At 74.2% G+C, this 22,384-nt stretch carries 23 protein-coding genes; 10 read left to right on the top strand and 13 right to left on the bottom strand.

The window, feature by feature from the left end; genetic code table 11:
* Positions 1 to 229: 229 nt before the first annotated feature.
* Both ACQYWQ_RS17255 and ACQYWQ_RS17250 read right to left on the bottom strand, forming a co-directional pair.
* Positions 230 to 1,696 (bottom strand): aldehyde dehydrogenase family protein, encoded by a 1,467-nt coding sequence (locus ACQYWQ_RS17255; protein WP_431035659.1) that lies wholly within the window; start codon positions 1,694 to 1,696, stop codon positions 230 to 232.
* A 159-nt stretch (positions 1,697 to 1,855) separates the two neighbouring features.
* Positions 1,856 to 2,746 (bottom strand): helix-turn-helix domain-containing protein, encoded by an 891-nt coding sequence (locus ACQYWQ_RS17250; RefSeq protein WP_431035658.1) that lies wholly within the window; start codon positions 2,744 to 2,746, stop codon positions 1,856 to 1,858.
* 307 nt (positions 2,747 to 3,053) lie between these two features.
* Here ACQYWQ_RS17250 and ACQYWQ_RS17245 point away from each other — a divergent pair, with 307 nt between their 5' ends.
* Positions 3,054 to 3,509: an ATP-binding protein gene (locus tag ACQYWQ_RS17245; protein ID WP_431035657.1), complete on the top strand. Its 456-nt coding sequence runs from the start codon at positions 3,054 to 3,056 to the stop codon at positions 3,507 to 3,509.
* A 146-nt stretch (positions 3,510 to 3,655) separates the two neighbouring features.
* On the opposite strand, the gene ACQYWQ_RS17240 is transcribed toward ACQYWQ_RS17245, so the two are convergent.
* The 4 genes from ACQYWQ_RS17240 to ACQYWQ_RS17225 form a co-directional block, all read right to left on the bottom strand.
* Positions 3,656 to 3,904 (bottom strand): DUF397 domain-containing protein, encoded by a 249-nt coding sequence (locus ACQYWQ_RS17240; protein ID WP_431039228.1) that lies wholly within the window; start codon positions 3,902 to 3,904, stop codon positions 3,656 to 3,658.
* 267 nt (positions 3,905 to 4,171) lie between these two features.
* Positions 4,172 to 4,336, bottom strand: coding sequence for a 50S ribosomal protein L33 (gene rpmG / locus ACQYWQ_RS17235; protein ID WP_431035656.1), 165 nt, complete (start codon positions 4,334 to 4,336; stop codon positions 4,172 to 4,174).
* 55 nt (positions 4,337 to 4,391) lie between these two features.
* Complete coding sequence (locus ACQYWQ_RS17230) at positions 4,392 to 6,605, bottom strand: FUSC family protein (protein WP_431035655.1); 2,214 nt, start codon at positions 6,603 to 6,605, stop codon at positions 4,392 to 4,394.
* 41 nt (positions 6,606 to 6,646) lie between these two features.
* The gene (locus ACQYWQ_RS17225; RefSeq protein ID WP_431035653.1) at positions 6,647 to 7,984 is read right to left on the bottom strand and encodes a DUF2786 domain-containing protein; all 1,338 of its coding nucleotides are present in this window, start codon (positions 7,982 to 7,984) and stop codon (positions 6,647 to 6,649) included.
* 75 nt (positions 7,985 to 8,059) lie between these two features.
* Between ACQYWQ_RS17225 and ACQYWQ_RS17220 the strand changes: the two genes are divergently transcribed.
* Positions 8,060 to 9,730, top strand: coding sequence for a bifunctional 3'-5' exonuclease/DNA polymerase (locus tag ACQYWQ_RS17220; RefSeq protein ID WP_431035652.1), 1,671 nt, complete (start codon positions 8,060 to 8,062; stop codon positions 9,728 to 9,730).
* A gap of 48 nt (positions 9,731 to 9,778) precedes the next feature.
* On the opposite strand, the gene ACQYWQ_RS17215 is transcribed toward ACQYWQ_RS17220, so the two are convergent.
* Together ACQYWQ_RS17215 and ACQYWQ_RS17210 are read right to left on the bottom strand one after the other, a co-directional pair.
* The gene (locus ACQYWQ_RS17215; RefSeq protein ID WP_431035651.1) at positions 9,779 to 10,717 is read right to left on the bottom strand and encodes a M56 family metallopeptidase; all 939 of its coding nucleotides are present in this window, start codon (positions 10,715 to 10,717) and stop codon (positions 9,779 to 9,781) included.
* Between the two features lie 5 nt (positions 10,718 to 10,722).
* Positions 10,723 to 11,112: a BlaI/MecI/CopY family transcriptional regulator gene (locus ACQYWQ_RS17210; protein ID WP_431035650.1), complete on the bottom strand. Its 390-nt coding sequence runs from the start codon at positions 11,110 to 11,112 to the stop codon at positions 10,723 to 10,725.
* 167 nt (positions 11,113 to 11,279) lie between these two features.
* On the opposite strand from ACQYWQ_RS17210, the gene ACQYWQ_RS17205 reads away from it, so the two are divergent.
* Positions 11,280 to 11,855 (top strand): TerD family protein, encoded by a 576-nt coding sequence (locus ACQYWQ_RS17205; RefSeq protein WP_431035648.1) that lies wholly within the window; start codon positions 11,280 to 11,282, stop codon positions 11,853 to 11,855.
* Positions 11,856 to 11,997: 142 nt separating this feature from the next.
* Here ACQYWQ_RS17205 and ACQYWQ_RS17200 read toward each other — a convergent pair whose 3' ends face one another.
* Positions 11,998 to 12,453, bottom strand: a complete 456-nt coding sequence (locus ACQYWQ_RS17200) for a tellurite resistance TerB family protein (protein WP_431035646.1) — start codon at positions 12,451 to 12,453, stop codon at positions 11,998 to 12,000.
* A 238-nt stretch (positions 12,454 to 12,691) separates the two neighbouring features.
* The gene (locus ACQYWQ_RS17195; protein ID WP_431035644.1) at positions 12,692 to 13,090 is read right to left on the bottom strand and encodes a rodlin; all 399 of its coding nucleotides are present in this window, start codon (positions 13,088 to 13,090) and stop codon (positions 12,692 to 12,694) included.
* 322 nt (positions 13,091 to 13,412) lie between these two features.
* On the opposite strand from ACQYWQ_RS17195, the gene ACQYWQ_RS17190 reads away from it, so the two are divergent.
* Positions 13,413 to 14,891, top strand: a complete 1,479-nt coding sequence (locus tag ACQYWQ_RS17190) for a S41 family peptidase (protein ID WP_431035643.1) — start codon at positions 13,413 to 13,415, stop codon at positions 14,889 to 14,891.
* A gap of 212 nt (positions 14,892 to 15,103) precedes the next feature.
* Positions 15,104 to 15,436: a hypothetical protein gene (locus ACQYWQ_RS17185; RefSeq protein WP_431035641.1), complete on the top strand. Its 333-nt coding sequence runs from the start codon at positions 15,104 to 15,106 to the stop codon at positions 15,434 to 15,436.
* Between the two features lie 77 nt (positions 15,437 to 15,513).
* On the opposite strand, the gene ACQYWQ_RS17180 is transcribed toward ACQYWQ_RS17185, so the two are convergent.
* Together ACQYWQ_RS17180 and ACQYWQ_RS17175 are read right to left on the bottom strand one after the other, a co-directional pair.
* On the bottom strand, positions 15,514 to 15,924 hold the full coding sequence (locus ACQYWQ_RS17180) for a rodlin (protein ID WP_431035640.1): 411 nt from the start codon (positions 15,922 to 15,924) through the stop codon (positions 15,514 to 15,516).
* A gap of 148 nt (positions 15,925 to 16,072) precedes the next feature.
* On the bottom strand, positions 16,073 to 16,945 hold the full coding sequence (locus ACQYWQ_RS17175; RefSeq protein WP_431035638.1) for a hypothetical protein: 873 nt from the start codon (positions 16,943 to 16,945) through the stop codon (positions 16,073 to 16,075).
* Positions 16,946 to 17,325: 380 nt separating this feature from the next.
* Between ACQYWQ_RS17175 and ACQYWQ_RS17170 the strand changes: the two genes are divergently transcribed.
* The 4 genes from ACQYWQ_RS17170 (at position 17,326) to ACQYWQ_RS17155 (ending at position 20,569) form a co-directional block, all read left to right on the top strand.
* Positions 17,326 to 17,727, top strand: a complete 402-nt coding sequence (locus ACQYWQ_RS17170; protein ID WP_431035637.1) for a rodlin — start codon at positions 17,326 to 17,328, stop codon at positions 17,725 to 17,727.
* Positions 17,728 to 18,112: 385 nt separating this feature from the next.
* Entirely contained in the window at positions 18,113 to 18,343 is a 231-nt protein-coding gene (locus ACQYWQ_RS17165; protein ID WP_431035635.1) for a chaplin, read from the top strand.
* A 101-nt stretch (positions 18,344 to 18,444) separates the two neighbouring features.
* Positions 18,445 to 19,356: a chaplin gene (locus tag ACQYWQ_RS17160; protein WP_431035633.1), complete on the top strand. Its 912-nt coding sequence runs from the start codon at positions 18,445 to 18,447 to the stop codon at positions 19,354 to 19,356.
* Positions 19,357 to 19,429: 73 nt separating this feature from the next.
* Positions 19,430 to 20,569 carry a glycosyltransferase family 39 protein gene (locus ACQYWQ_RS17155; RefSeq protein ID WP_431035632.1) on the top strand — a complete coding sequence of 380 codons (1,140 nt, stop codon included), beginning with the start codon at positions 19,430 to 19,432 and terminating at the stop codon, positions 20,567 to 20,569.
* A gap of 16 nt (positions 20,570 to 20,585) precedes the next feature.
* Here ACQYWQ_RS17155 and ACQYWQ_RS17150 read toward each other — a convergent pair whose 3' ends face one another.
* Positions 20,586 to 21,515, bottom strand: coding sequence for an SDR family oxidoreductase (locus ACQYWQ_RS17150; protein WP_431035631.1), 930 nt, complete (start codon positions 21,513 to 21,515; stop codon positions 20,586 to 20,588).
* 195 nt (positions 21,516 to 21,710) lie between these two features.
* Here ACQYWQ_RS17150 and ACQYWQ_RS17145 point away from each other — a divergent pair, with 195 nt between their 5' ends.
* The gene (locus ACQYWQ_RS17145; protein WP_431035629.1) at positions 21,711 to 22,268 is read left to right on the top strand and encodes a TetR/AcrR family transcriptional regulator; all 558 of its coding nucleotides are present in this window, start codon (positions 21,711 to 21,713) and stop codon (positions 22,266 to 22,268) included.
* Positions 22,269 to 22,384 lie beyond the last annotated feature (116 nt).

Raw genomic sequence — 22,384 nt, 5'->3', positions numbered from 1 at the left:
GGCCTTGTCGAGCCGGTAAGAGGAAGGTAGAGGCGATAGCGGACAGGTTCGGTCCGCACGGCGACGGCCCGCTCGGAGCGCGCACGGCGACGGCCCGCTCGGAGCGCGCACGGCGACGGCCCGCTCGGAGCGCGCACGGCGACGGCCCGCTCGGAGCGCGCACGGCGACGGCCCGCTCGGAGCGCGTACGGTGGCGGCCCCGTTCAGAGCGCGTACGGCGACGGCCCGTTCAGAGCGCGTACGTCGCGGGCCCGTGCTGCACCGAGATCCACCGCTGCGTGGTGAACGCGTCGACCGAGGCGGCCCCGTTGAGCCGCCCGATGCCCGAGCGCTTGACACCGCCGAAGGCCGCCATCGGGTCGTCCTCCATCGTCGTGCCGTTGACGTGGATCATCCCGGCCTCGACGCGGCGCGCGAAGGCGACCCCGCGCTCGGCGTCCCCGGTGTGCACGGCGCTGCTGAGCCCGTACGGCGTGTCGTTGGTGAGGCGCAGGCCCTCCTCGTCGCCGTCGAAGGGGACGAGGAGCGCGACGGGCCCGAAGATCTCCTGGCGCAGGAGCGGCGAGTGCGGTGAGAGCCCGGTGAGGATCGTGGGCTCGACGAGGTTGCCGACGGTGCGGCCGTGCAGGAGCGGCTTCGCGCCCTCGGCGAGCGCGTCGTCGACGAGCGCGGTGAGGGCCTCGGCGTGGAACGAGTCGATGACGGGCCCGAGTTGGGTGGCCGGGTCGGCGGGGTCGCCAGTGCGCAGGGCAGCGACGCGCGCGGTGAAGCGGGCGCTGAACTCGGGTTCGAGCGCGCGGTCCACGAGGATGCGGTTCGCGGCCATGCACACCTGGCCCTGGTACACGTACCGGCTGAAGACGGCCGCGTCGACGGCGCGGTCGAGCGCCGCGCCCGTGAGGTCCCCGAGCGCCACGAAGGCGCCGTTGCCGGAGAGTTGGAGGACCGTGCGCTTGAGGGCGCGCGCGGCGACGGCCGCGACGTGGCGGCCGATGCGGTCGGAGCCGGAGAAGGAGATGACCTTCGGGACGGGGTGCTCGATGAGGTCGTCGCCGATCTCGGCGATGTCCGTGACGAGGACGTTGAGCACGCCTGCGGGCAGTCCGGCCAGCTCGAAGACGCGGGCGATGAGGCCGCCGCCGACGATCGGGGTGTTCTGATTGGGCTTGACGAGGACCGCGTTGCCGAGCGCGAGCGCGGGCGCGACGGACTTGAGCGTCACGAGCAGCGGGTAGTTGAACGGGCTGATGACGGTGACGACCCCGGCGGGCTCGCGGTAGACGCGGTTCTCCTTGCCGGGCGCGAGCGCGGGCAGGAGTTCGCCGTCGGGCATCACGGCGACCCCGGCGGCGTGGCGCAGGAACTCGGCGGCGAGGTCGATCTCGTAGTACGCCTTCGCGCGGGTCGCGCCGAGTTCGGCGATCATCGCGTCGGCGGTCTCCTCGCGTAGACCGACGAGCGCGGTGCGGGCGCGCTCCAGGACGTCACGGCGTGCGTGCGGCCCCGCCGCGGCCCAGCCGGGCTGCGCCCGCGCGGCGGCCTGGTACGCCTCGTCGACCTCGACGCCTGTCGCCGCGGTCACGGCGGCGAGCTTCTCGCCGTTGTACGGGTTGAAGTCGATGACGTCCCAGGAACCCCGCCCTGTTCGCCATTCGCCGTCGATGTACTGGTGGGACAGGTCGGTGAAGAACGACATGGTCCATTCCTTGCCGGTTGCGCGTGCCGCAAGGGTCCAATGACCCCTTCGCGACTCCCCGTTGGCGTGCATGGTACGCGCGCGGCGCCCGGCGGGGGCAGGGGCTGGGCCGTGCGGGGCCCCCTGTGGTACAGGAGCCGCCCCGCGCTTCGGCGTCGCTCACATCAGCTGGAGCAGCCCCCGCAGCAGGTCCCGGCTCTCCTCGGGGCCCGGGCAGTCCGCGGTCAGCCGCTCGAACGTGCTGCCGTACTGGGCGACTTCCTCGGGCTTGTCGAGGTAGAGCGCGCTCGTGAGCTGTTCGAGGTAGACGAGGTCGGAGAGGTCCGACTCGGGGAAGCCGAGCAGTGAGAAGGCGCCGCTCTCGCCCGAGTGCCCGCCGAAGCTGAAGGGCATCACCTGGAGAGTCACGTTCTCGTGCTGGGACATCTCGATGAGGTGCTCCAGCTGTTCGCGCATGACGCCCCTGTCGCCGTACGGGCGGCGCAGCGCGGCCTCATCGAGCACCGCGTGGAAGCGCGGGGCGCGCTCGGCGACGAGGACTTTCTGACGCTCCAGGCGCAGCGCGACGCGGCGTTCGATCTCGGAGGGGTCGCCGTCCGGCATGCCCTTGGCGACGACGGCCTGCGCGTACGCCTCGGTCTGGAGAAGTCCGTGCACGAACTGCACCTCGTAGACGCGGATCACCGAAGCGGCGCCCTCCAGGCCCACGTACGTGGGGAACCAGCTGGGCAGGACGTCCGAGTAACTGTGCCACCAGCCCGCGATGTTCGCCTCCTTCGCGAGGCCGAGCAGCTGACCGCGCTCCGCCGTGTCGTGCACGCCGTAGAGCGTGAGCAGATCCTCCACGTCCCGCGCCTTGAAGCTCACCCGTCCCAACTCCATGCGGCTGATCTTCGATTCCGAGGCCCTGATCGCGTAGCCGGCGCCTTCGCGAGTGATCCCGCGCGACTCCCGCAGCCGCCGCAGCTGCGAGCCGAGCAGGATGCGCCGTACGACCGAGCCTCCGCCTGCCCCTTCGGCCTGGGGTTGCCCCCAGTCCCCTGCGGTCACGACACCCAGCCTCCCTCCGTAGGACGTCAAGGGCGTTGCCTCCAAGCCCCGCAGTCTGCCACTAAAAGGCTCCGTGCCGTACTCGTTCGGTTACGGAGACGGAAAGCTTGGGTCATGTGCCGAGAAGGTGTGCCGCGAGTTGGCAGGAAGAAATGGGGGTGAAGTGGTAGGTGTGGCGGCAATTCCGGCGCGTGCACGTGCATCTGCCCTTGCATCCGCTGTGTGCGTTCCGCCACGATGGGGGCGCACCGCCGCGCAGCCATCGCGAATTCCGGGAGTGCCTCGCATGGGGACGAATGGATCGACCATGCTCGACCCGCAGAGGCAAGGGCTACCACCGCTCGACCCCGCGACGGTCAGCGACGCCGCCTCCTGCATCTTGAGCACCCGCCTCGAAGGCGTGCGCGAGGCACGGCAGTTCGCCCGCGTGACGCTCGACCGCTGGGAACTGACCGAACTCGCCGATGACATCGCCCTCGTCGTCTCCGAACTCGTCACCAACGCCCTGCGCCACGCCCTGCCCGCGCCGTCCCCCGACGAGGACGAGGGCCCGGTCCGCCTCCACCTCATGCGCTGGGCGGGCCGCCTGATGTGCGCGGTGCGCGACCCGAGCGACGCGAGCCCCGTCACGCGCGCGGAGGATTTCGGCGCGGAGTGCGGGCGCGGCCTCTTCCTCGTCGACTCCTTCAGCGAGAGCTGGGGCTGGCACCCGCTGGCGGGGGCGCTGCACGGGAAGATGGTGTGGGCGCTGTTCCGGTTGTGAGGACCGGGGGCGCGGGCTCCCGGACCCCCTGAGCACGCCCTTCGCGACGCCCGGGACCTCCCGGCGCGGGTCCGGACAGGACGACGAGCGGTGCCGCTGTCGGCGGACACCGCTCTTTTTCGTGTGGACGGGGAGAGAAGTCGCGCTCAGCCCGTGACGAGGTGGTCGAATTCCCCGTCCTTCACACCGAGGAGCATTGCCTCTATCTCGGCGCGCGTGTAGACGAGCGCGGGGCCCTCGGGGTGACGGGAGTTGCGCACAGCGACGTCGCCGCCCGGGAGTTTGGCGAACTCCACGCACGTGCCCTGGGAATTGCTGTGCCGGCTCTTCTGCCAGACGACCCGGTGAACCTTCTGGAGGTCGGTTGCCGCCATGCCGTTGTACGCCTGGTGCACTGGTTGCTCCCGGTGGTGCTGTGGCCAATGGTGCATCGGTCAACTGCGCGTGATCATAGCCGCGTTCACGTGCGGATGCATGAGCAGATGCACGTGCACGTGGGGTGTTCCCCTGACTACAGGCTTCCCAGGAGGCAGCGATTCCCCTCCTGAACACGCGAAAGCCGGCCCCGCAAGGGGGCCGGCTCATGGAGACGTGGCGCACATCACTCTGCGTAGAGCCCCTACGCAGGGTGCGGGGCGCGCCCGGGTGGAGGGTGCGGCGGATCAGCGCTCTTCGCGGAAGTCGACGTGCCGGCGGGCGGCGGGGTCGAACTTGCGCAGAACCATCCGGTCGGGGTCGTTGCGGCGGTTCTTGCGGGTCACGTAGGTGTAGCCGGTACCCGCGGTGGAGCGGAGTGTGACGAGGGGACGGAGTTCGTTGCGAGCCATGCCCCCAGTGTACGTACATGAAAACAATTTTCAATAAGATCCGGCGTGAGCCCCCTCACCCCGCCCGCGGCCGCCGCGCCTCCTCTTCCTCCACCGACGGCACCCGCACCGTCGTCTCCCGCTCCCGCGCTCCCCGTTCCCCGCGCGCCTCCTTCGGCCGCTTCGGCGGCGCGAGCGCGGCGGAGAAGCCCTCCAGCGCCTCGACGAGCATCCCCGCGCCCTTGCGCGCGACCCGGTCCGGCGCCTGCTCCCCGCTCCCCTGCGCGTCCCAGTTCCCGAGCGCGGCACGCACCGCGTCCCAGCGCGGCGCCGAGCGGTCGCGCAGATCGCGCGCGGCGCGGGTGCTCGCCGCGTCGAGCGCGTGCGCGAGCCGGTCCGCGGGCGGCAGGGGCGGGGCGCCGCGCCCGGGCAGGTGCGCCTCCATGAGCATCGCGACCCGCGCGATCTGCGCGAGCGCCTCGTCCGCGTCGTCGGCGGCCCCGCGCGAGAGCCCCCGCTGCCGTACGGGCTCGTCGCGCGCCTTCTCGACGGCCTCCTGCCACTCGGAGCGGGCGTCGCGCGCGGCGAGCAGGTCCTTGCGGACCTGGGCGCTGCGGTCCTCGGAGGGGTTGGCGTAGGCGCGGAAGACGGCGGCGGCGTAGGCGGTGTGCGCGAGGAGCGCGGTGGCGAGGCGGCCGCGCAGGCGCGGCGCCTCCCAGGCCGGGTACACCGCGTACGCGAGCATCGCGAGGAGCCCGCCGACGAGCGTGAGCCCGATGCGCTCCAGCGTGGTCTGTTCGAGGTCGGTGCCCGCCATGCCGAGGAGGAAGACGACGTACATCGAGACGCAGAACTGCCCGACGACGTACCCCGTGCGCATGAGGAGGTACATGAGCCCGCCGCACAGCACGGCGAACCAGGCGAGGAGTTCGGTGCCCGGGTGCGCGAGGCGGACGACGAGACTCGCGAGGGTCACGCCGAGGAGGGTCCCCGTGAAGCGGCCCGCGGCGCGCGCGTAGGTCTGCGAGAAGTCGGGGCGCATGACCATGACGGAGGTCAGCGGCGCCCAGTACGCGTGCCCGAGCGGCAGCAGGGAGCCGAGGAGGTACCCGGCGCCCGCGACGACGGAGATGCGCACACCGTGCCGGAAGACGGGCGAGTCGCGGCGCAGCTGGAGGCGGAGCAGGAGGGCGAGGCCCTGGAACTGCTGCGAGAGCGGCGCGCGGCGGCGGGTGTGGGTGACGGTGGGCATCCCGCCCGCGGCCTTCTCCCGCACGTCGTCCGGCACGCGGGAGGTGTTCCGCCCGCTGGGGTCGGCGGTGTCGCGTACGTCGTCGAGCAGGGCCCGCAGGCGGCGCGCGGCGCGCAGCGGGGGCCCGGAGAGCAGCTCCTCGGTGTCCGGCGTGCGCAGCACGGCCTTCGTCGCCGCCGGTACGCGGACGGGCTGCCCGCGGCGCACCGCGCGGGCGCACGCGTCCAGTACCGTCCCCGCCGCGTAGAGCAGTTCGCGGACCCGCTCGCGCGCGGGCCCCTCGGCGGGGACCCCGAAGCCGGGGTCGGCGAGCGAGGCGAGCACGGGCCTGATGCGCTCGGCGACACCGCGCGGGCCGCGCAGCTCGACGGGGCGGCGGCGGGCCTGCCCCGGCGTGAGCACCGCGGCCTTGCGGGCCTCCATGAGCGGCTCGGGGTCGAAGTCGGCGACCGGGTCCTGGCGCAGGCGGCGCGCGTAGTCGCCGACGGCGGCGAGCGCGTCGGCGAGCGCGTCGCGGTGCGCGCCCCAGCGCCTGATCGGTACGAGGACGACGAGCGCGGCCTGCACGCAGCCGCCGATCGCGATCGTCGCCGCGTGCCCGAGCGCGGAGAGGACGGACCCGGGCAGGGTCACGGTGACCATGACGATGGAGACGTTCGACGCGGCGATGATCCCCGCGGTGGGCCCGGCCGCCCACGCCATCCCCGCGGCGAAGGCCCACAGCATGAGGAGCGGCACGAAGAGCCACAGGTGGATGACGCACACGTACCCGAGGAAGGTGGAGACCGCGAGGCTGAACCCGGAGGCGAGCGCGAGCAGCGGCCGGGGCCGCCAGGACCGCTGGAAGGTGGCGACGGCGGCCGAGAAGGCGCCGAAGGCGGAGGAGGCGGCGACGTTGGGCCCGAAGAGGTTGAGGCTCAGCACGACGACGAGCCCGAGCCCGAAGGCGCCGCGCAGCGCGACGAGCGGCACGAGGCGCTTGCGCTCCACTTTGAGGCCGGACCGCGACGTCTCGGCCAGGGCATTGAGCCAGCTCACATCGTCACAATACGGACATTTCCTGGTATTGGGCGGGGAAACTAAGCCCCTTCCCCGGGTCCCCCGGGCCGAGGGCCGCGGGAGCGCGGGGAGCGGGAGTCCCGGGGCAGCTCCCCGGGCAGCACGCCGAGCCGCGCGCAGGAGGCGGCCTCGCGGCCCCGCAGCCACCCCGCCTCGTCACTCACGCCCCGCACCCGCGCCGCCTTCGTCTTCGGGAACATCCGCTCCGTGGCCTCCGTGACGGCCACGTCGCGCGCCGCGAGGACCGGCAGGACCTCGGGCTCCGCCGATTCCGTCACCGTGGACTCGGCCGTCTCCTCCAGCCGCGCCCCGATGTGCTCCGCGTAGGCGAGGAGGAAGGACTGCCGGAAGGTCTTCGTGCGCCGCCGCCCCGCGGCCCGCGCCTGCGCCTCGGCGCGCGTGAGCGCGCTCTGCGCCTGCACGAGCAGCGAGGTGTGCAGCAGTTCCACGGCGGCGAGGTCGCCCGCGTCCCCGACGACGGTCGAGAAGCCGTGCTCCTCGTTCCACACGGCCCGGCAGCCGCTCGCGCGGGCCACCGCGTCGAGGAGGATCGCCTGGGCCTCGCCGTACGGCGGCTCGACGCCGATCCGGCAGGCGGCGACGCCCTCGCCCGGCCCGGCGGGCACGCCCGCCAGGCGCGCGCTGTCGACGCGGTGCCGGGTCATCAGCTCCTGCGCCTTGGCGCTGAGCGCCTCGGCCTCGGCCGGGTACGCGGTCGCCTCGGCCTTGGCGAGGAGCGCGCGGATACGGGTCAGCTCGCGGTCGCCGGTGGGCAGCGGGACGCTCGGCGCCGTGCCGGGCGGGGGCCCGACGGGCTCGATCGCGGGGACCCGGAAGAGCAGCCGGTACAGCTCGACGGACGCGACCGCCGCGCCGAAACGGTCCCCGCGTATGCCGTCCCCGGCGCTCCCCGCGCCTCTCGCGTGCGCCGCGTTCCCCGCTTCGAGGCCGGCGAGCTGCGCCTTCCAGCGCGGGGCGAGGAGCGCGTACCGGCGGGTCTCCTCGCGTACGAGAGCGGCGTACCGCAGGCTGTGCGCGGGCCGCAGCGCGCGGCGGACGAGCCGGGCGAGGTCGGCGGGCTCCCAGCCGCGTCGCCAGGCGGCGCCGATCAGCGCGGTGCCGCGCTCGGTCAGCAGGGCGTGCGCGGTGGACGGCGGGAGCGCGGCGATGAGGGAGGCGGCGGTGTCGAGCGCGCGGTCGCTGTCGTCGCCGAGCGCGGCGCCGAGCGCGTCCCCGGCGGCCCGTACGGGATCGGGGCGGGTCCCGGCGCGGGGATCGCCGTGCGGATCGCCGTGGGGCGGCTCGCCCGAAGGGGTGTCGCGGGCGTTCCTGTGGGTCCTACCGGTCTCGCGGGGCACTCCCCCATTGTCCACACCCTGTGGAAACCCCCGCGCGGACGCCCGTTGTCGGACCCTCCTGCGAAACTCGCACACGTGACCGATTCCGCTCTCCGCTGGCTGCTCACCTCCGCCGACGCGGAGGGCCCGGGCGTGCGCGTCGCCCCGCTCACGCCGGAGGGCACGCTCGCCGCGCCCCCCGTCACCGAGCCGGACGCGGCGACGGCGGTGCGGACGCGCCCCGGCGTGGGCCGCTGGGTCTGGCGCGCGACCCCGCAGGTGTACCCGGCGCTGCTCGCCGCCGGGGCCCGCGTCGAGCGGTGCTACGACATCGAGGCGGCCGAGACGCTGCTGCTGGGCCACGAGGGCAGGTACGGGCAGCCGCGCTCGCTCGCCGCCGCGTGGGCCCGCCTGCGCGAGGAGCCCGTCCCCGAGGACCCGCCGGGTCCCTCGGCCGAGCCCGACGCGCAATCGTCCCTCTTCGACCCGCGCCCCGCGCCCCTCCCGCCGGAGGCGGTCGCCGAGGTCTACGCGGAGCAGCTGCGCCGCCACACGCGGACGGCGCACCCGGGGCGCTTCACCCTTCTCACCGGCACGGAGTCGGCGGCGACGCTGGTCGCCGCCGAGCTGAACGCGACGGGCCTGCCCTGGAGCGCGGACAGGCACAGGGAGATCCTGGCGGAGCTGCTCGGCGAGCGGTACGCGGGCGGGGGCGAGCCGCGCAGGCTCGCGGAGCTGGCGGAGGAGATCTCGCGCGCGTTCGGCAGGCGGGTCCGCCCCGACCTGCCCGCCGAAGTGCTGCGCGCCTTCGCCGGGGCGGGCGTGAAGCTCACCTCGACGCGGCGCTGGGAGCTGGAGAAGGTCGACCACCCGGCGGTGGCCCCGCTCCTCGCGTACAAGAAGCTCTACCGCGTGTGGACGGCACACGGCTGGGGCTGGCTCGCGGACTGGGTGCGCGCGGGCCGCTTCCGTCCCCGGTACGTGGTGGGCGGCGCGGTCTCGGGCCGGTGGACGACGGCGGGGGGCGGCGCGCTCCAGATCCCGAAGGTGGTGCGCGGCGCGGTCGTCGCGGACCCGGGCTGGCGGCTCGTGGTGGCGGACGCGGCCCAGATGGAGCCGCGCATCCTCGCCGCCGTCGCGGGCGACGCGGCGCTCCTGGACGTGGCGGCGAAGGCGGACGACCTCTACGCGGCGGTCTCCGACCGCGCCTTCGCCGGTGACCGCGACCGTGCCAAGATCGCCGTACTCGGCGCGATCTACGGCCAGACCTCGGGCGACGGCCTGAAGAACCTGGCGGCCCTGCGCCGCCGCTTCCCGAAGGCGGTCGCCTACGTCGACGAGGCGGCCCGCGCGGGCGAGGAGGGCCGTCTGGTCCGTACGTGGCTCGGGCGCACCTGCCCCCCGGTGGGCGGCGAGGACCTCGCCGAGGAGGCCGGCATTCCCCAGGAGGACACCCCCGCCCCCTCCGCTTCCGCGTCCCGCGCCCGGGGCCGCTTCACACGCAACTTCGTCGTCCAGGGCGCGGCGGCCGACTGGACCCTGCTGCTCCTGGCGTCCCTGCGCCGCGCGCTCCACGCCCGCGCGGCCGAACTCGTCTTCTTCCAGCACGACGAGGTCATCGTCCACGCCCCCGAAGCGGAGGCACAGGACATCCCCGCCCTGATCGCGGAAGCGGCGCGCGAGGCGACCCGTGTCTGCTTCGGCGGCATCCCCCTGCACGTCCCCTTCACCACGGCGATCGTGCGGTGCTACGCGGACGCGAAGTGAAGCGAGGGGTGCGACCCCGCCCCCGGGGCCCGGCGCCGGAGCCCGGCCTCACACCACCCCCGCCCCCCTCCACACCCCCACGACCGTCACCGCGGCGTTGAAGGAGGAGGCCGCCGAGACCAGCACGCCGCCGCCCGCCATGAGCGCCGCCCACCCCACCGGCGCCCAGTACGGGCCCGGCCAGCGCGCGGGCGGGGCGGGGGCCAGGAGTGCCGCGACCCGCAGGGGCACAGGTCCTGGGGAGGCGAACGCAGGGAGGAGACCCGCCGCCCCGCCGTGCCCCCGCGAGGAGAGCGCCGCGCGGCCCACCGCCCGCGCCGTCACCGTACGGTCCCCCACGACCCGCGCCGCCTCCTCGTCGGCCCAGCGCTCGGCACCGTACGCGAGCGCCCCGACCAGCGGCCGCAGCAGCGGATTCGCGCACGCGGCGAGGCGCGCCACGAGCAGCAGCCCGTGGTGGCGCCCCGCGAGGTGCGCCCGCTCGTGCGCGAGCAGCGCCCCGTACTCGCGGGCGGACAGGCACTCGCGCATCCCCCGCGAGACCACGACGAGCGCGGGCCTGCCCGGCAGGGCGTAGGCGTACGGCGAGGAGTCAGGGAGCACCGCCACGTCGCCCGGCCCCCGCTGAGGGGCCGCGGCGCGCCGCGCGGCGACCCGTACCGCCCGGTGCCGCAGGCCCGTCCGCACGCACGCGGTCAGGGCCGCGAGCAGCGCCCCCAGCGAGACGAGCCCCGTCACCTCGTCCCAGGGCACGACGGCCCGCACCTCCGGGTCCGCCCAGCCGTCCGGGAGGGGGTTGTGCGGGATGCGGGCCGTGCCGACGACGCCGAAGAGGCCGAGGCACACGGTGCTGCACAGGGCGAGGACGACGGCGAGCGCGGTGAGGAGGAGCGTCGCGGTACGGGGGTGGAGGTGGCGCACGGCGAGGCGGCCGACCGGCAGCGCGGTCAGCGGCACGACGAACGGCAGGAAGACGACGTACTCCACGTCCCTCAGCCCTCCTCGGGGCCCCCGCCCGCCAGCAGTTCCCGCACCAGCCGCTCGTCCTCGGCGGAGAGCGAGGTGACGAAGCTCGTGAGGACCGCGTCCCTGTCGTGCTCGCCGTCGAGCAGCCGCCGCATCCGCAGCGCGGCGAGCCCCGCTTCATCGGCGACCGCGCTCCACAGGAAGGAGCGGCCCCGGCGCTCGCGGGTCACGGCGTCCTTGGAACGCAGCCGCGTCAGGATCGTCATGACCGTCGTGTAGGCGAGTTCCCCGCCGACGTGTTCACGCACCCATCCCGCGGGTACGGGTCCGGGGGCGGAGTGGAGCACGGTGAGCACCCTGGCCTCCAGTTCGCCCTGCCCACGCCGACGGCCCCCGTTCCGCTCGGTCCCGCTCACGCACGCACCTCCTCGCACCCGCTCACACCGGGTCCCGATGGTACCGAGGCCGGAAGACCCGGACCCCGCCATCAATTTCTACAGTCCTGTAGTTTTTAGAACGAGTCGGTTTCAGAACGAGAACGAGTCACCTCCGGAAGCACCCCCGACATCAAGGAGCGAACAGCATGGGAGTCACGCTGGCCAAGGGCGGCAACGTCTCGCTGTCGAAGGAGGCCCCCGGGCTCACGTCGATCACGGTCGGCCTGGGCTGGGACGTCCGGACCACGACGGGCAGCGACTACGACCTCGACGCGAGCGCGCTGCTGTGCTCGGCGTCGGGCAAGGTCGTCTCGGACGCGCACTTCGTCTTCTACAACAACCTGACGAGCCCGGACGGTTCGGTCCGCCACACCGGCGACAACCTGACGGGCGAGGGCGAGGGCGACGACGAGTCGATCGAGATCGACCTCGCGCAGGTCCCCGCCGATGTCGACAAGATCGTCTTCCCGGTCTCGATCCACGAGGCGGAGTCGCGCGGCCAGAGCTTCGGCCAGGTCCGCAACGCCTTCATCCGCGTCGTGAACCGCGAGGGCGGCACCGAACTGGCGCGTTACGACCTCTCCGAGGACGCGTCGACCGAGACCGCGATGGTCTTCGGCGAGGTCTACCGGCACGGCACGGAGTGGAAGTTCCGCGCCGTCGGCCAGGGTTACGCCTCCGGCCTCGCGGGCATCGCCTCGGACTTCGGCGTCAACGTCTGAGCGGGGCGTACGGGGCAGGAACGGGCCAGGGGCCGGCTCGCCGTGACGGCGAGCCGGCCCCTGGCCCGTGTCCGGGGAGTCCCGCGGAGCGTCGAAGAGCCCCCGCGGAATCCTCGGGGGCCCCGCGGAGCCCCCGAGGATCTCAGAGGTCGAACTCGTGCGGCGGCAGGCCGAGCGCGAAGCAGGCCTCGCGCACGACGCCCTGCTCGTCCTTGTCGAAGTCGCCGTCGGCGCCGCCGATGACGATGCCGATCTGGATGACCGCGCGCGCCTCGGCGGGCTTCTTCTTGGCCTTGGCGATCTCCTGGAGGATGCCGACCTTGCCGAAGTCGAAGTCGCTCGTGAGCTTGTCGAGGTTGGCCTCGAAGCGGCGGCGCAGATCGTCGGCGGGGAAGTTCTGAAGGACCTCGTTGGTCATGATGAGCTGCGCGACCCGCTGCCGCTCGGAGGGGTCGACGCTGCCGTCGGCCGCCGCCACGAGCGCGCACATCGCCATGCTCGCGTCGCGGAAGGCGCCGCTCTTGAGGTCGTTCTTCTTCGCGACGAGCTGTCCCTGCATCGTCTGCGCGGAATCCTTGATGCGATCCCAGAGCGCCATGAGAACTCCGTCTCTCGTGTATCCCGGCCCGCCGGGCACGACGGACCGACCGCGGGCAGCCCCACTGGACCCCCGTACCTCTACAGTGCTGTAGAAGCTACCAGTCGCGCCCCGGCACCCTTCCCAACGGACGGCCCGGCGGAAAAGATCCCGCCAGTGCCCGGCGGGCGCGCGCGAGGGCCCGCCCTCCCCCGTGGCGGGGAAGGCGGGCCCTCGTCGATCCCGTCCGGGGAGGCGGTCAGCCGTTGGCGGCGCCGTTGCCCGAGAGGACCGGGATGTCGTCCAGGATGTGCGAGAGCGGCTCGTCGCCCTTGGCCTGGGTGGAGTTCTCGGTGCACTGCTGGTTCTGCGGCGAGGACAAGATGTTGACGTCCTGGACCGCGACGGGGATGAGGCCGACGATCGAACCGGCGTTGACCTTCGCCGGCAGGCCGATGCAGGGCTTGTTGAGCGAACCCTGCACGAGCGCCAGCTGCGGGCTCATGTTGCCGTACGTGGCCTGGTTGCCGTACGCCTGCTGGGCGCCGTTGCCGGAGAGCGAGGTCGTGCCACCGTCGTCGCCCAGCGCCATAGCGGGAGCGGCACCCGCACCCGCGACCGTGACGGCGACCGCGGCGGCGGCCCACAGCTTCTTCATGACTGTCCCCTTTCGGAAAGCGGACCCCGAGACAGGATCACCAGCCACCCCAACCGCCCCACACGACGCGGAGTTGCGCCGCAACCCCGCACGACACCCGATCGGCCCACACGAAGCCGCCCGCACGGGGCCACCGCGGGGCCGCCTCGGGGCCGCCTCGGGGCTGGCGAGCAGCTGGCGAGGGGCTGGCGTAGGGCTGTCCCCACGTGCTGGGTGGGGCCCGCCGGATAGCCGGTCCCGGCGCGGGCGGGGGATCGTCGGAGCGCGAAGGCCCGGAGGCCGCGGCCGCTCCGGCCGGGCACGGGCCCACGGAGGGAGCGACATGCGGGAACGGCAGGGGCCGCGGGAACGGCAGGGGCCGCGGGAACGGCAGGGGCCGCGGGAACGGCAGGGGCCGCGGGAACAGCGGGAAGCGGCGCGCGGGCGGCGGCGGGTACGGGCCAGGAGCGCCACCGCCGTCCTGCTCGCCCTCGCGAGCCTCGGCGCGAGCGCGGCGGCGGCGAGTGCCACGGCGGCGCAGGCGAGCCCGCCCCGCTCCGGCGTCTACGCGGTCGAGGGCTACGGCACCGTCCTCGCCCTGCGCGGCGCCACGCTGCGCTCGTACGAGACCACCGCGCTGAGCTGTCTGCCCGGCCCCACGGCACGGGCGACGGGACGGCCCGGCGTGTACGAGGTCGAGGACGACGACGCGCACCCGACCTCCACGGTGCGTCTCACGGGCCGTACGGGCACGCTGCACGACTGGGGCTCGGCGGGGGACAAGCGCCTGCGCCGCCTCACGCACCTGCCCGCCACGTGCGCGGACGGGGCGGGCAGCACGGACGCCTTGGTCAGTTTCGACATCTTCTGGCAGACCTTCGCCGAGAACTATCCCTTCTTCGCCCAGCACGGGATGGACTGGCAGGCGGTCAGGGACCGTTACCGACCGCGCGTGCACGCGGACATGACCCCCGACGCGCTCTTCGCGCTCCTCGGCGAGATGGTCCGCCCGCTGCGCGACGCGCACATCAGCCTCGAACGGGGCGACGGACAGCCCACCGCGTGGGTCCGCCCGGGGACGGTCGTGCCCGGGCCCGCTCTCGACGCGCGCGTACGGGAGCTGGTCGAGCGGCGTGATCTGCGCGGCACCCCGCTCACCCCGTACGCGAACGGCCGGATCGGCTACGCGGACCTGCCCGGTGACCTCGGTTACCTGCGGATCTCGGGCTTCGGCGGGTACGACGCCGCCGACCGCTCGTACCCGGGGCAACTGCGCGCGCTCGACGCGGCGCTCGACGGCGTGTTCACGAAGGAGCGAACGCGGCGGCTGCGCGGCCTCGTCCTCGACCTGCGGGTCAACGGGGGCGGTGCGGACGCGCTGGGCCTGCGGCTCGCCGGGCGGCTCACCAACACCCCGTACACCGCCTACCGCAAGCGCACCCGCGCCACACGGCCACAGCCCGTCCCCGTCACTCCGGCCGCCGGGGTGCCCCGCTTCACGGGCCCGGTCGCCGTGCTGACCGGCGGATCGACGTTCAGCGCGGGCGAGACGGCGACGCAGGCCCTCATCGAGCGGCCCGCGCGGACGGTGCGGATCGGCGAGGCGACGCAGGGCGTCTTCTCGGACGTCATGGAACGCACACTGCCGAACGGCCTCGCGTTCACGCTGCCGAACGAGGAGTTCCTGAACCGCGCGGGCAGAAGCTTCGACGTCACCGGCATCCCGCCCGAGCGCGCGACCCCCGTTTTCACCGAGGAGGAGTTCGCGCACGACCGCGACAGCGCCTTCGACGCGGCCCTGCGGGAGCTGGGGCGCGGCTGAGACCAGCTGGGGCGCGGCTGAGACCCGCTCCCCCTGCGGGCAGGTGTACGAGTCGCCGCGGACCGGGGGGTGGGCGTGTGCGCGTAAGGGGGAGCGCACGAGGGGGCGCAACGCGCGCGAATCCCTCATTCGCCCCCACACCGTGCGGTGAACGGGGGACCCTGGGGTGTGACGGCCTGAGCACGGGGCACGTCCGGCGACGATGAGGAAGCATGACGGAACCTGAACCCAGAGGCGGCGGCTGGAAGCGACAGGGCTTCATCCCCGTCAGCCGCCAGTCCTCCGAACAGCCCGCCACCCCCTATTCCCCGCCGCCCCCGCGCGGCACCGCCCCGACCGGGGACCCGGCTCCAGGCCCGGCCCCGGAGCCTCCCCCCGACCAGCGGGCCGCGGCCCCCGCCCCGGACCGGGCCGGCCCCGACCCCTCGTACGAACCCGTCTTCGCCCGGCTGTGGGAGCGCTGGACCACCGAGGGCCGTACGGTGCCGGGCGAGCCCGACCCGGAGTGGGCCGCGCTCGCCCGCCGCAGCCCCTGGCCGCGCTGAGCCCGTACACGGCGAGGGCCGCCGTCCCTGGCGGGGAAGGCGGCCCTCGGTACACCGCACCGGCGGCGTGCGGGTGCTCAGCTGTTGCCGGCGCCGTTGCCGGACAGGACCGGGATGTCGTCCAGGATGTGCGAGAGCGGCTCGTCACCCTTGGCCTGGGTGCTGTTCTCGGTGCACTGCTGGTTCTGCGGCGAGGACAGGACGTTGAGGTCCTGGACCGCGATCGGCACGAGGCCGACGATCGAACCGGCGTTGACCTTGGCGGGCAGGCCGACACAGGGCTTGTTGAGCGAACCCTGGATGAGCGCCAGCTGCGGGCTCATGTTGCCGTACGTGGCCTGGTTGCCGTACGCCTGCTGCGCGCCGTTGCCGGAGAGCGAGGTCGTGCCACCGTCGTCGCCGATCGCCATCGCGGGAGCCGCGACAGCGGCGGTCGCGCCGACGACCGAGGCGGCGACGGCCGCGACCGACATGACCTTCTTGATCATGAGTGATCCTTTCGAGTACGAGCCCCGTCCCGGAGCACGCTGGTCAACTGGCGTGCCGGGCCCGGGATGCGGGCGTTCACTCCAATGGCGCAGGGATTCATCACACCGCTGTCACCGGGCGAAACACCCGTACGGGCTTCGCACGGGGTCAGCCGCCGCGACTGTTGCGCGTGGGGCGGTTGGGGCGGCGGTGGAGGTGGAGGAAGGAGAGGCGGGTCAGGGTCTCGACGGAGCGCTCGCGGTCGCCTGCCGTGCCGACCGGCAGCGTCCGCGTGCGGCCGCGCGCCCGGACGGCGGCCTCCTGTTCCTGGAAGAGATCGGCGTCCTCGGGCGCGACCCGCCAGGTGAGCCGCCCGGCCGCCGTGTCCACGTGGACGGGGGACCAGCCGTCGGGGCCGGGGGCGCCGACGCTCCCGGCGTGCAGCCGCAGGACGTAGGCGATGAGCCCGGCGCGCTCGCGCTGGGCCGCGTCGAGTTCGGCGTGCACCTCGGCGAGCCGGTCGACGAGGCGCAGTTCGCGGGAGGTCCAGGCGCGGGAGCGGGAGCGGCGGGGGGTGCGGGCGGGGGTCGATGCCCCGGCGGCGGTGGCGAGGGGTGAGGCGGGCTTGGCAGCCTTGGCAGTCCTGGCGGGCTTGGCAGCCTTGGCAGTCCTGGCGGGCTTGGCAGCCTTGGCGGGCTTGGCAGTCCTGGCAGTCCTGGCGGGCTTGGCAGTCCTGGCGGGCTTGGCAGTCCTGGCGGGCTTGGCAGTCCTGGCTGCCTGGGCGGAGGGGGCCGCTTTGGCAGATTCGGCAGATTTGGCAGGCTTCTTCGCAGACCCGGCGGGCTTGGCGGGTTCGGCAGGCTTGGCGGGCTCGGCGGAATCGGCGGCTCCGGCGGGCTTGGCGGCTCCGGCGGACTTGGCGGCTCCGGCGGGTTTCGCGCTCTTCGCGGGCCTGGCGGGGCGGGCGACCTTGGGGGTCTTCGCGGCGGTACCGGCTCTGCCCCCGGCCCCCTTTCTCTCCACGGCGGTGCGCGTAGCCATCACGGATTCCTCCCTGGGCGGTGAACAGAAACGGGAACTGCCGTGAATTCGGCGGGCGGAGAACGCGGGCCACATCAAGGCAGTTGAGATGATAAACAGCGCTTCGCGGAAGAAATCGTTCCCACCACGCCGGTTCTTCTCAGAAATTCATGCGAAGCCGTACGAATCCGGGGCCCCGAGCACGCTGAACGGGTGAACGGGAGCGAGGGGGCGAAACCGATGGGCGGCAGGGCAGTTTGCCAGGAAGCAGCCGGTCGCCGCGTTCCGCACGGTGAGTCGCTGCGTACGCGCACGCTCCGTATCGCCCGCCGCCGCCCGCCCTTCCCGGGGCCGCCCCGAACGTCCCGGGGACAGCGTGCGGGGGCATCGAAAGGTTGGACATGATCAAGAAGTTCGCGGCCGCGGCCGCCCTGACCGCGGGTGTCGTCGGCCTCGGCGCCCCGCAGGCCCTCGCCCTCGCCGACGACGGCGGCACCACGTCGGTCTCCGGCAACGGCGCCCAGCAGGCCTTCGGCAACCAGGCCACCTTCGGCGACCAGAGCCCGCAGCTCAGCCTGGTCCAGGGCTCGCTCAACAAGCCCTGCATCGGCCTCCCCGTCAAGGGCAACGTCGGTTCGGTCGTCGGCCTCATCCCGGTCGCGGTCCAGGACATCAACGTCCTGTCCTCGCCGCAGAACCAGCAGTGCACCGAGAACAGCACCCAGGCCAAGGGCGACGAGCCGCTCTCGCACATCCTGGACGACATCCCGGTCCTCTCGGGCAACGGCGCCGCCAACGGCTGACCGCCTCCCCGCCGCCGCGCGCCCCGCCCGCGCCGTCCCACCCGGGGACGGAGGGGTGGGGCGCCGTCGGAGCGGGACGGAGCGGCGGGCGCCGTCGCGGGGAGCCGGGCGGCACGCAGCCGGGCTCCGAAGAGGGGCCGGGCCCCGAATTCCGCCCAGCCATTTCCCGCACGGAATACACGAACCTCTTTGCGAAATAACAGAGCGTCACCTTCCCCGCCGTCGGCGGGGTTTTTGTTCTTTTATCGGCGTCTCTCCGTTCGGGTGAAGTTGCGCGGCCTTCCAGCAGCGGGGGTTTCCTCCCGCTCCTCGCTTTCGTTCACAGAGCACGCCGGGCCCCATCCGGCGTGCTCTCCCTCTCCTCCCCCCTTCCGAAAGGAACGACATGCTCAAGAAGACCGCCGCCGTCTTCGCCGGGGCCGTCCTCGCGCTCGGTGCCGCCGCTCCCGCCTTCGCCGACTCGGGTGCGGAGGGTGCCGCCGTCGGTTCGCCCGGCGTCCTCTCCGGCAACGTCGTGCAGCTCCCGATCCACGTGCCGCTGAACGTCTGCGGCAACTCGATCAACGTCATCGGCCTGCTCAACCCGGCCTTCGGCAACGGCTGCGCCAACATCTGATCCCGCTTCACCCCCGGCCCGCTGAACGGGCCGGGGTCCACCGGCCCCGGGAGCGCGCCTCCCGGGGCCGGTTTCCGCTCCGAGCCGGGAAGAACCTCGCCATGCGCCACACCCTCGGCAAGGGGGTGCTCGTGACGGCCGCCGCGGCCTCCGGCATCCTCTCCCTGAACGGCGGCCCCGCCCTCGCGGCCGAGTCCGCGGCGGCGGGCTCGCCCGGCATCCTCTCCGGGAACAGCGCGCAGGCCCGGGTGGACGCCCCCGTGCACGTCTGCGGCGACAGCGTCGACGTGGCCGGTATCGGCAACCCGGTCTTCGGCGACGGTTGCGGCTCCGAGGACACGGACGCCTCGGCCGGGCCCGTGCCGCGGTACGGGGAGGACGCGCCGCGGCACCACGAGGAGGCGGGGCCCGAGCGCGCGAAGCCCGGGCGGCACGCGGCCCCCGGTCCCGTGTCCGAAGCGGCGGCGCGCGACCGCGGCGGACGGGAACGCGCCGGGCGGGAACGGACCGGGCGGGAACGCGCCGGGCACGCGGCGGGCGGGCAGGACGTGGCCGGGCGCGGACAGGACGTGGCCCCGCGCGGGCGGCACGCGGCCCCCGCGGGCGGCACGTCGTCGGTGGCGCGCGGCGAGGCGACGGGGTCCCCCGGGCTGCTCTCGGGGAACGCGGCGCAGGTGCCGCTCGACGTGCCGCTGAACCTGTGCGGGAACACGGTGGACGTCGTGGCGCTGCTCAACCCGGCCTTCGGCGACGGCTGCGGCGATGGGACCCCGGCCCCGGAGCACCCGGCACCGCGCCCGCCCCGCCCCGTACCGCCCGCGCGGCCCCACGTACCGCCGACGACGGACGAGGGGGACGGCGGGGGCGGGACCGAGCACGTCATGCCGCCGCGGGCGCGGCTCGCCGAGACCGGAGCGGATGCGGGGCTGCTCGGCGCCGCAGGGGCTTCGGCGTCGCTGCTCGTCGGGGGTGCGGTCCTCTACCGGCGCAGAGCGGCGCCCGCTCGCGGGTAAGGTCGCCCGACGTGGCCCGGACGGGTGAATCCCGCCCGGGTCTGTCGGCGAATCGAGCGAGGTGAGGGGCCCGGTGCTCACGAGCGAACGGACCGCGGGCGCGACGGCGGCGGGACACCGCACCCGTGGCCTGATCGGCCGCTCGCTGCTGCTCTTCGCCGGAGTGCGCGTGCTGTGCCTCGTGACGCTCGCGGTGTGGGCGGGCGTCGAGGGGCGCAGCGCGCACGAGGTGCTCGCCGAGCGGTGGGACTCGCTGTGGTACGTGCGGGTCGTCGAGCACGGCTACGACTTCACGCTGACGGCGCCCGACGGGCGCGTCCTCTCGGACCGGGCCTTCTTCCCGCTCCTGCCGTGGCTGGAAAAGGCCGGTCAGTGGCTCACGGGTCTCGCCCCGCAGGACGTGGGGCTCGGGGTGAGCGCGCTCGCCTCGCTCGCGGCGGCGTGGGCGATCCACCGGATCGCCGGACGGCTGTACGGGGAGCGCGCGGCGCTCTTCGCGGTGGCGCTGTGGGCGGTGCTGCCGGTCTCCGTCGTGCAGTCGATGGCGTACAGCGAGTCGCTCTTCACGGCGCTCGCGGCCTGGTCGCTGTGGTCGCTGCTGCGCGAACGCTGGCTTGCGGCGGGCCTGTTCGCGGCGGCTGCGGGCCTCACCAGGCCGGTCGGTCTCGCGGTGGCGCTCGCGGTGTGGGGGGCGGCCTGGGCGGGTCGGCGCTTCTCGTGGCGCGTGGTGGCGGGGTGTGTGCTCGCGCCGCTGGGGGCGGCGGGGTACGTGCTGTGGTCGGGGCTCAGTTCCGGCCACGGGGTCTTCGGGTATCTCGACGTGCAGGGCGACTGGGGCAACGGCTTCGACGGCGGCCTGGCCTTCGCCCGTTTCCTCGGCGACCTGCTGAGCGGCCCCGGCTTCGCGGGCGGCGTGGGCCTGATCGTCGGCGTGGCGGCCCTGATCTGGCTCTACGTGCGGGGCATCCGCCAGGGCCAGCCGCTCCCGCTCGTCCTCTACACGGGCGTGGTCCTCCTCCTCGCTCTGTGCACCTCGGGCTTCTTCGGCTCCAAGCCCCGTCTCCTCCTTCCCGCCTTCCCCCTCCTCCTCCCGATCGCCCTCGCCCTGTCCCGCCTCCGCCGCCGCTGGGCCGCATGGCTCGTGGTCGGCGCGGCGGCGGGGGTCGCCGCGGGGTACGGGGCGTTCTGGCTGCTGGGGTCGGGGCCGCCGTAGTCGCCCGGGGCCCGCGTCAGAAGGTGAAGTGGGTGCGGGCCCAGGTCGTGAAGGGGGTGGTGGGGATGTCGAGGGCGTGGGCGGCCTCGGGGTGGGCGGGCTGGGTGGCGGCGTTGTTCATGACGTGGCCGGCGCCCCAGGCGGGCATCCCGGCGGCGAGGGCTTCCTCGATGGTCATCGCGGGGGCGGTGACCGGGGTGTTCCACAGGGCGGAGAGCGTCTCGGCGATCCGCGTCATGGTGAGGCGGTCGCCCGCGAGGTCGAGTGCGACGGTGTGGAAGCGGTCGGGGTGCTGGACGGCACGGGTGGCCGCGGTGCCGATGTCCTCGGGGTCGATGAGCGCGAGGAGGGTGTCGGGGCGCAGGACGGTGGCGAAGCCGCCCTCGGGACCGCGGGGGAGGAGCGCCTTCAGGTTGTCCATGAAGAAGGCGGGCTTGACGATCGTCCAGCGGGGGAAGCCGGCCGCGCGGACCTTCTCGATGATGGCCGCCTTCGTCGCGTAGTAGCCCTCCATCGCGGCCCAGCGACCCTCGGCCCAGCCGGGGATCTCGGTGTGGGTCCCGACGCCGCTCGTCGATGACTGGATGAACTGCGGTACGTGCGCGGCACGGGCGGCCTCGATCAGGTGCGTCGCCTGGGCCAGTTCGCCGTCGAAGTCGACGCCCGCCCCGCTCATCGGCGGCATCTGCACGGAGAAGACGGCACGGACCCCGGCGACGGCGGGGCCGAGCGTGGCGGGGTCCGTGAGGTCGCCGGTGACGAGTGCGGCCCCGAGCGCGGCGACCGCGCGGGCGCGCTCGGTGCGCGGGTCCCGTACCAGCGCGCGGACGGGTATCCCCGCGGCGAGGAGAGCGCGGGCGGTCGCTCCGCCCTGGCGGCCGGTGGCGCCGGTGACGAGGACGGGGACGGAGGCGGCGGAGGCGGGGCTGGGGAGCTGGGTGGGCATGGGGCACCTTCGTTCGGGAGGGGGTGGCGGGTTCGTTCGGGAGGGGGGACGGGTTCGTTCGGGAGGGGTGGTGGGCGAGTGGCAGGCAGCGCGGACGGCAGCGCAGGGCGGCAGGGAGCGTTAAACGGCGGGCCCCGCCGTTTCCTGTTCCGGTACGATACGGCGGGGCCCACCACTTAGCAAAGGCGAGACGTCATGACCGGTCAGCGCGCTGACGCACGGCGCAACCACGCCCGCATCCTCGCTGTCGCCGAGGCGGAGGTCGCCGCGCGCGGCGCCGAGGCCTCGCTCGAACACATCGCCCGTACGGCAGGGGTCGGTTCGGCGACCGTGCGCCGCCACTTCCCGAACCGCCGGGCGCTCCTGGAGGCGGTCTTCCGGGAGCGGATCGAGGCGCTCCACGGACGGGCGCGGACGCTGGCGGAGGCCGAGGACAGCCGTGCGGCGCTGCTCACGTGGCTGCACGAGCTGATCGCGTACGCGGTGAGCGCGCGCGGCTTCGCCGACACGCTCACGTACGAGCCGCCGAGCGACACCCCCGGCGGCTGCGCGGCGACGCTGGAGGCCGCCTGCGCCCCGCTGCTGCGCCGCGCCCAGCGGGACGGGGCGGTGGCGACCGGGGTCACGGTGCACGATCTGGTGACGCTGGGCGTCGGGATCGCACTGGCGACGGAGCATCACGGGGACCCGGAGGCACAGGCGGAGCGGTTGTTCGGGGTCGTGGTGGAGGGGGTCAGCCCGGGGGGTGGATGAGGGGGAGGGGAGGCCAATCGGGACCGGGGAGGCGGTGGCTCTGCATGCGGGGGGCGTGGCATGCGGGGGGCATGGCATGCGGGGGGCCTCAGGCCCTGGCGCGCGGGTGGCCTCAG

It is taken from the genome of Streptomyces sp. P6-2-1, assembly GCF_050613165.1.
GTDB lineage: Bacteria > Actinomycetota > Actinomycetes > Streptomycetales > Streptomycetaceae > Streptomyces.
This window is presented reverse-complemented; position numbering and strand designations above follow the sequence as displayed.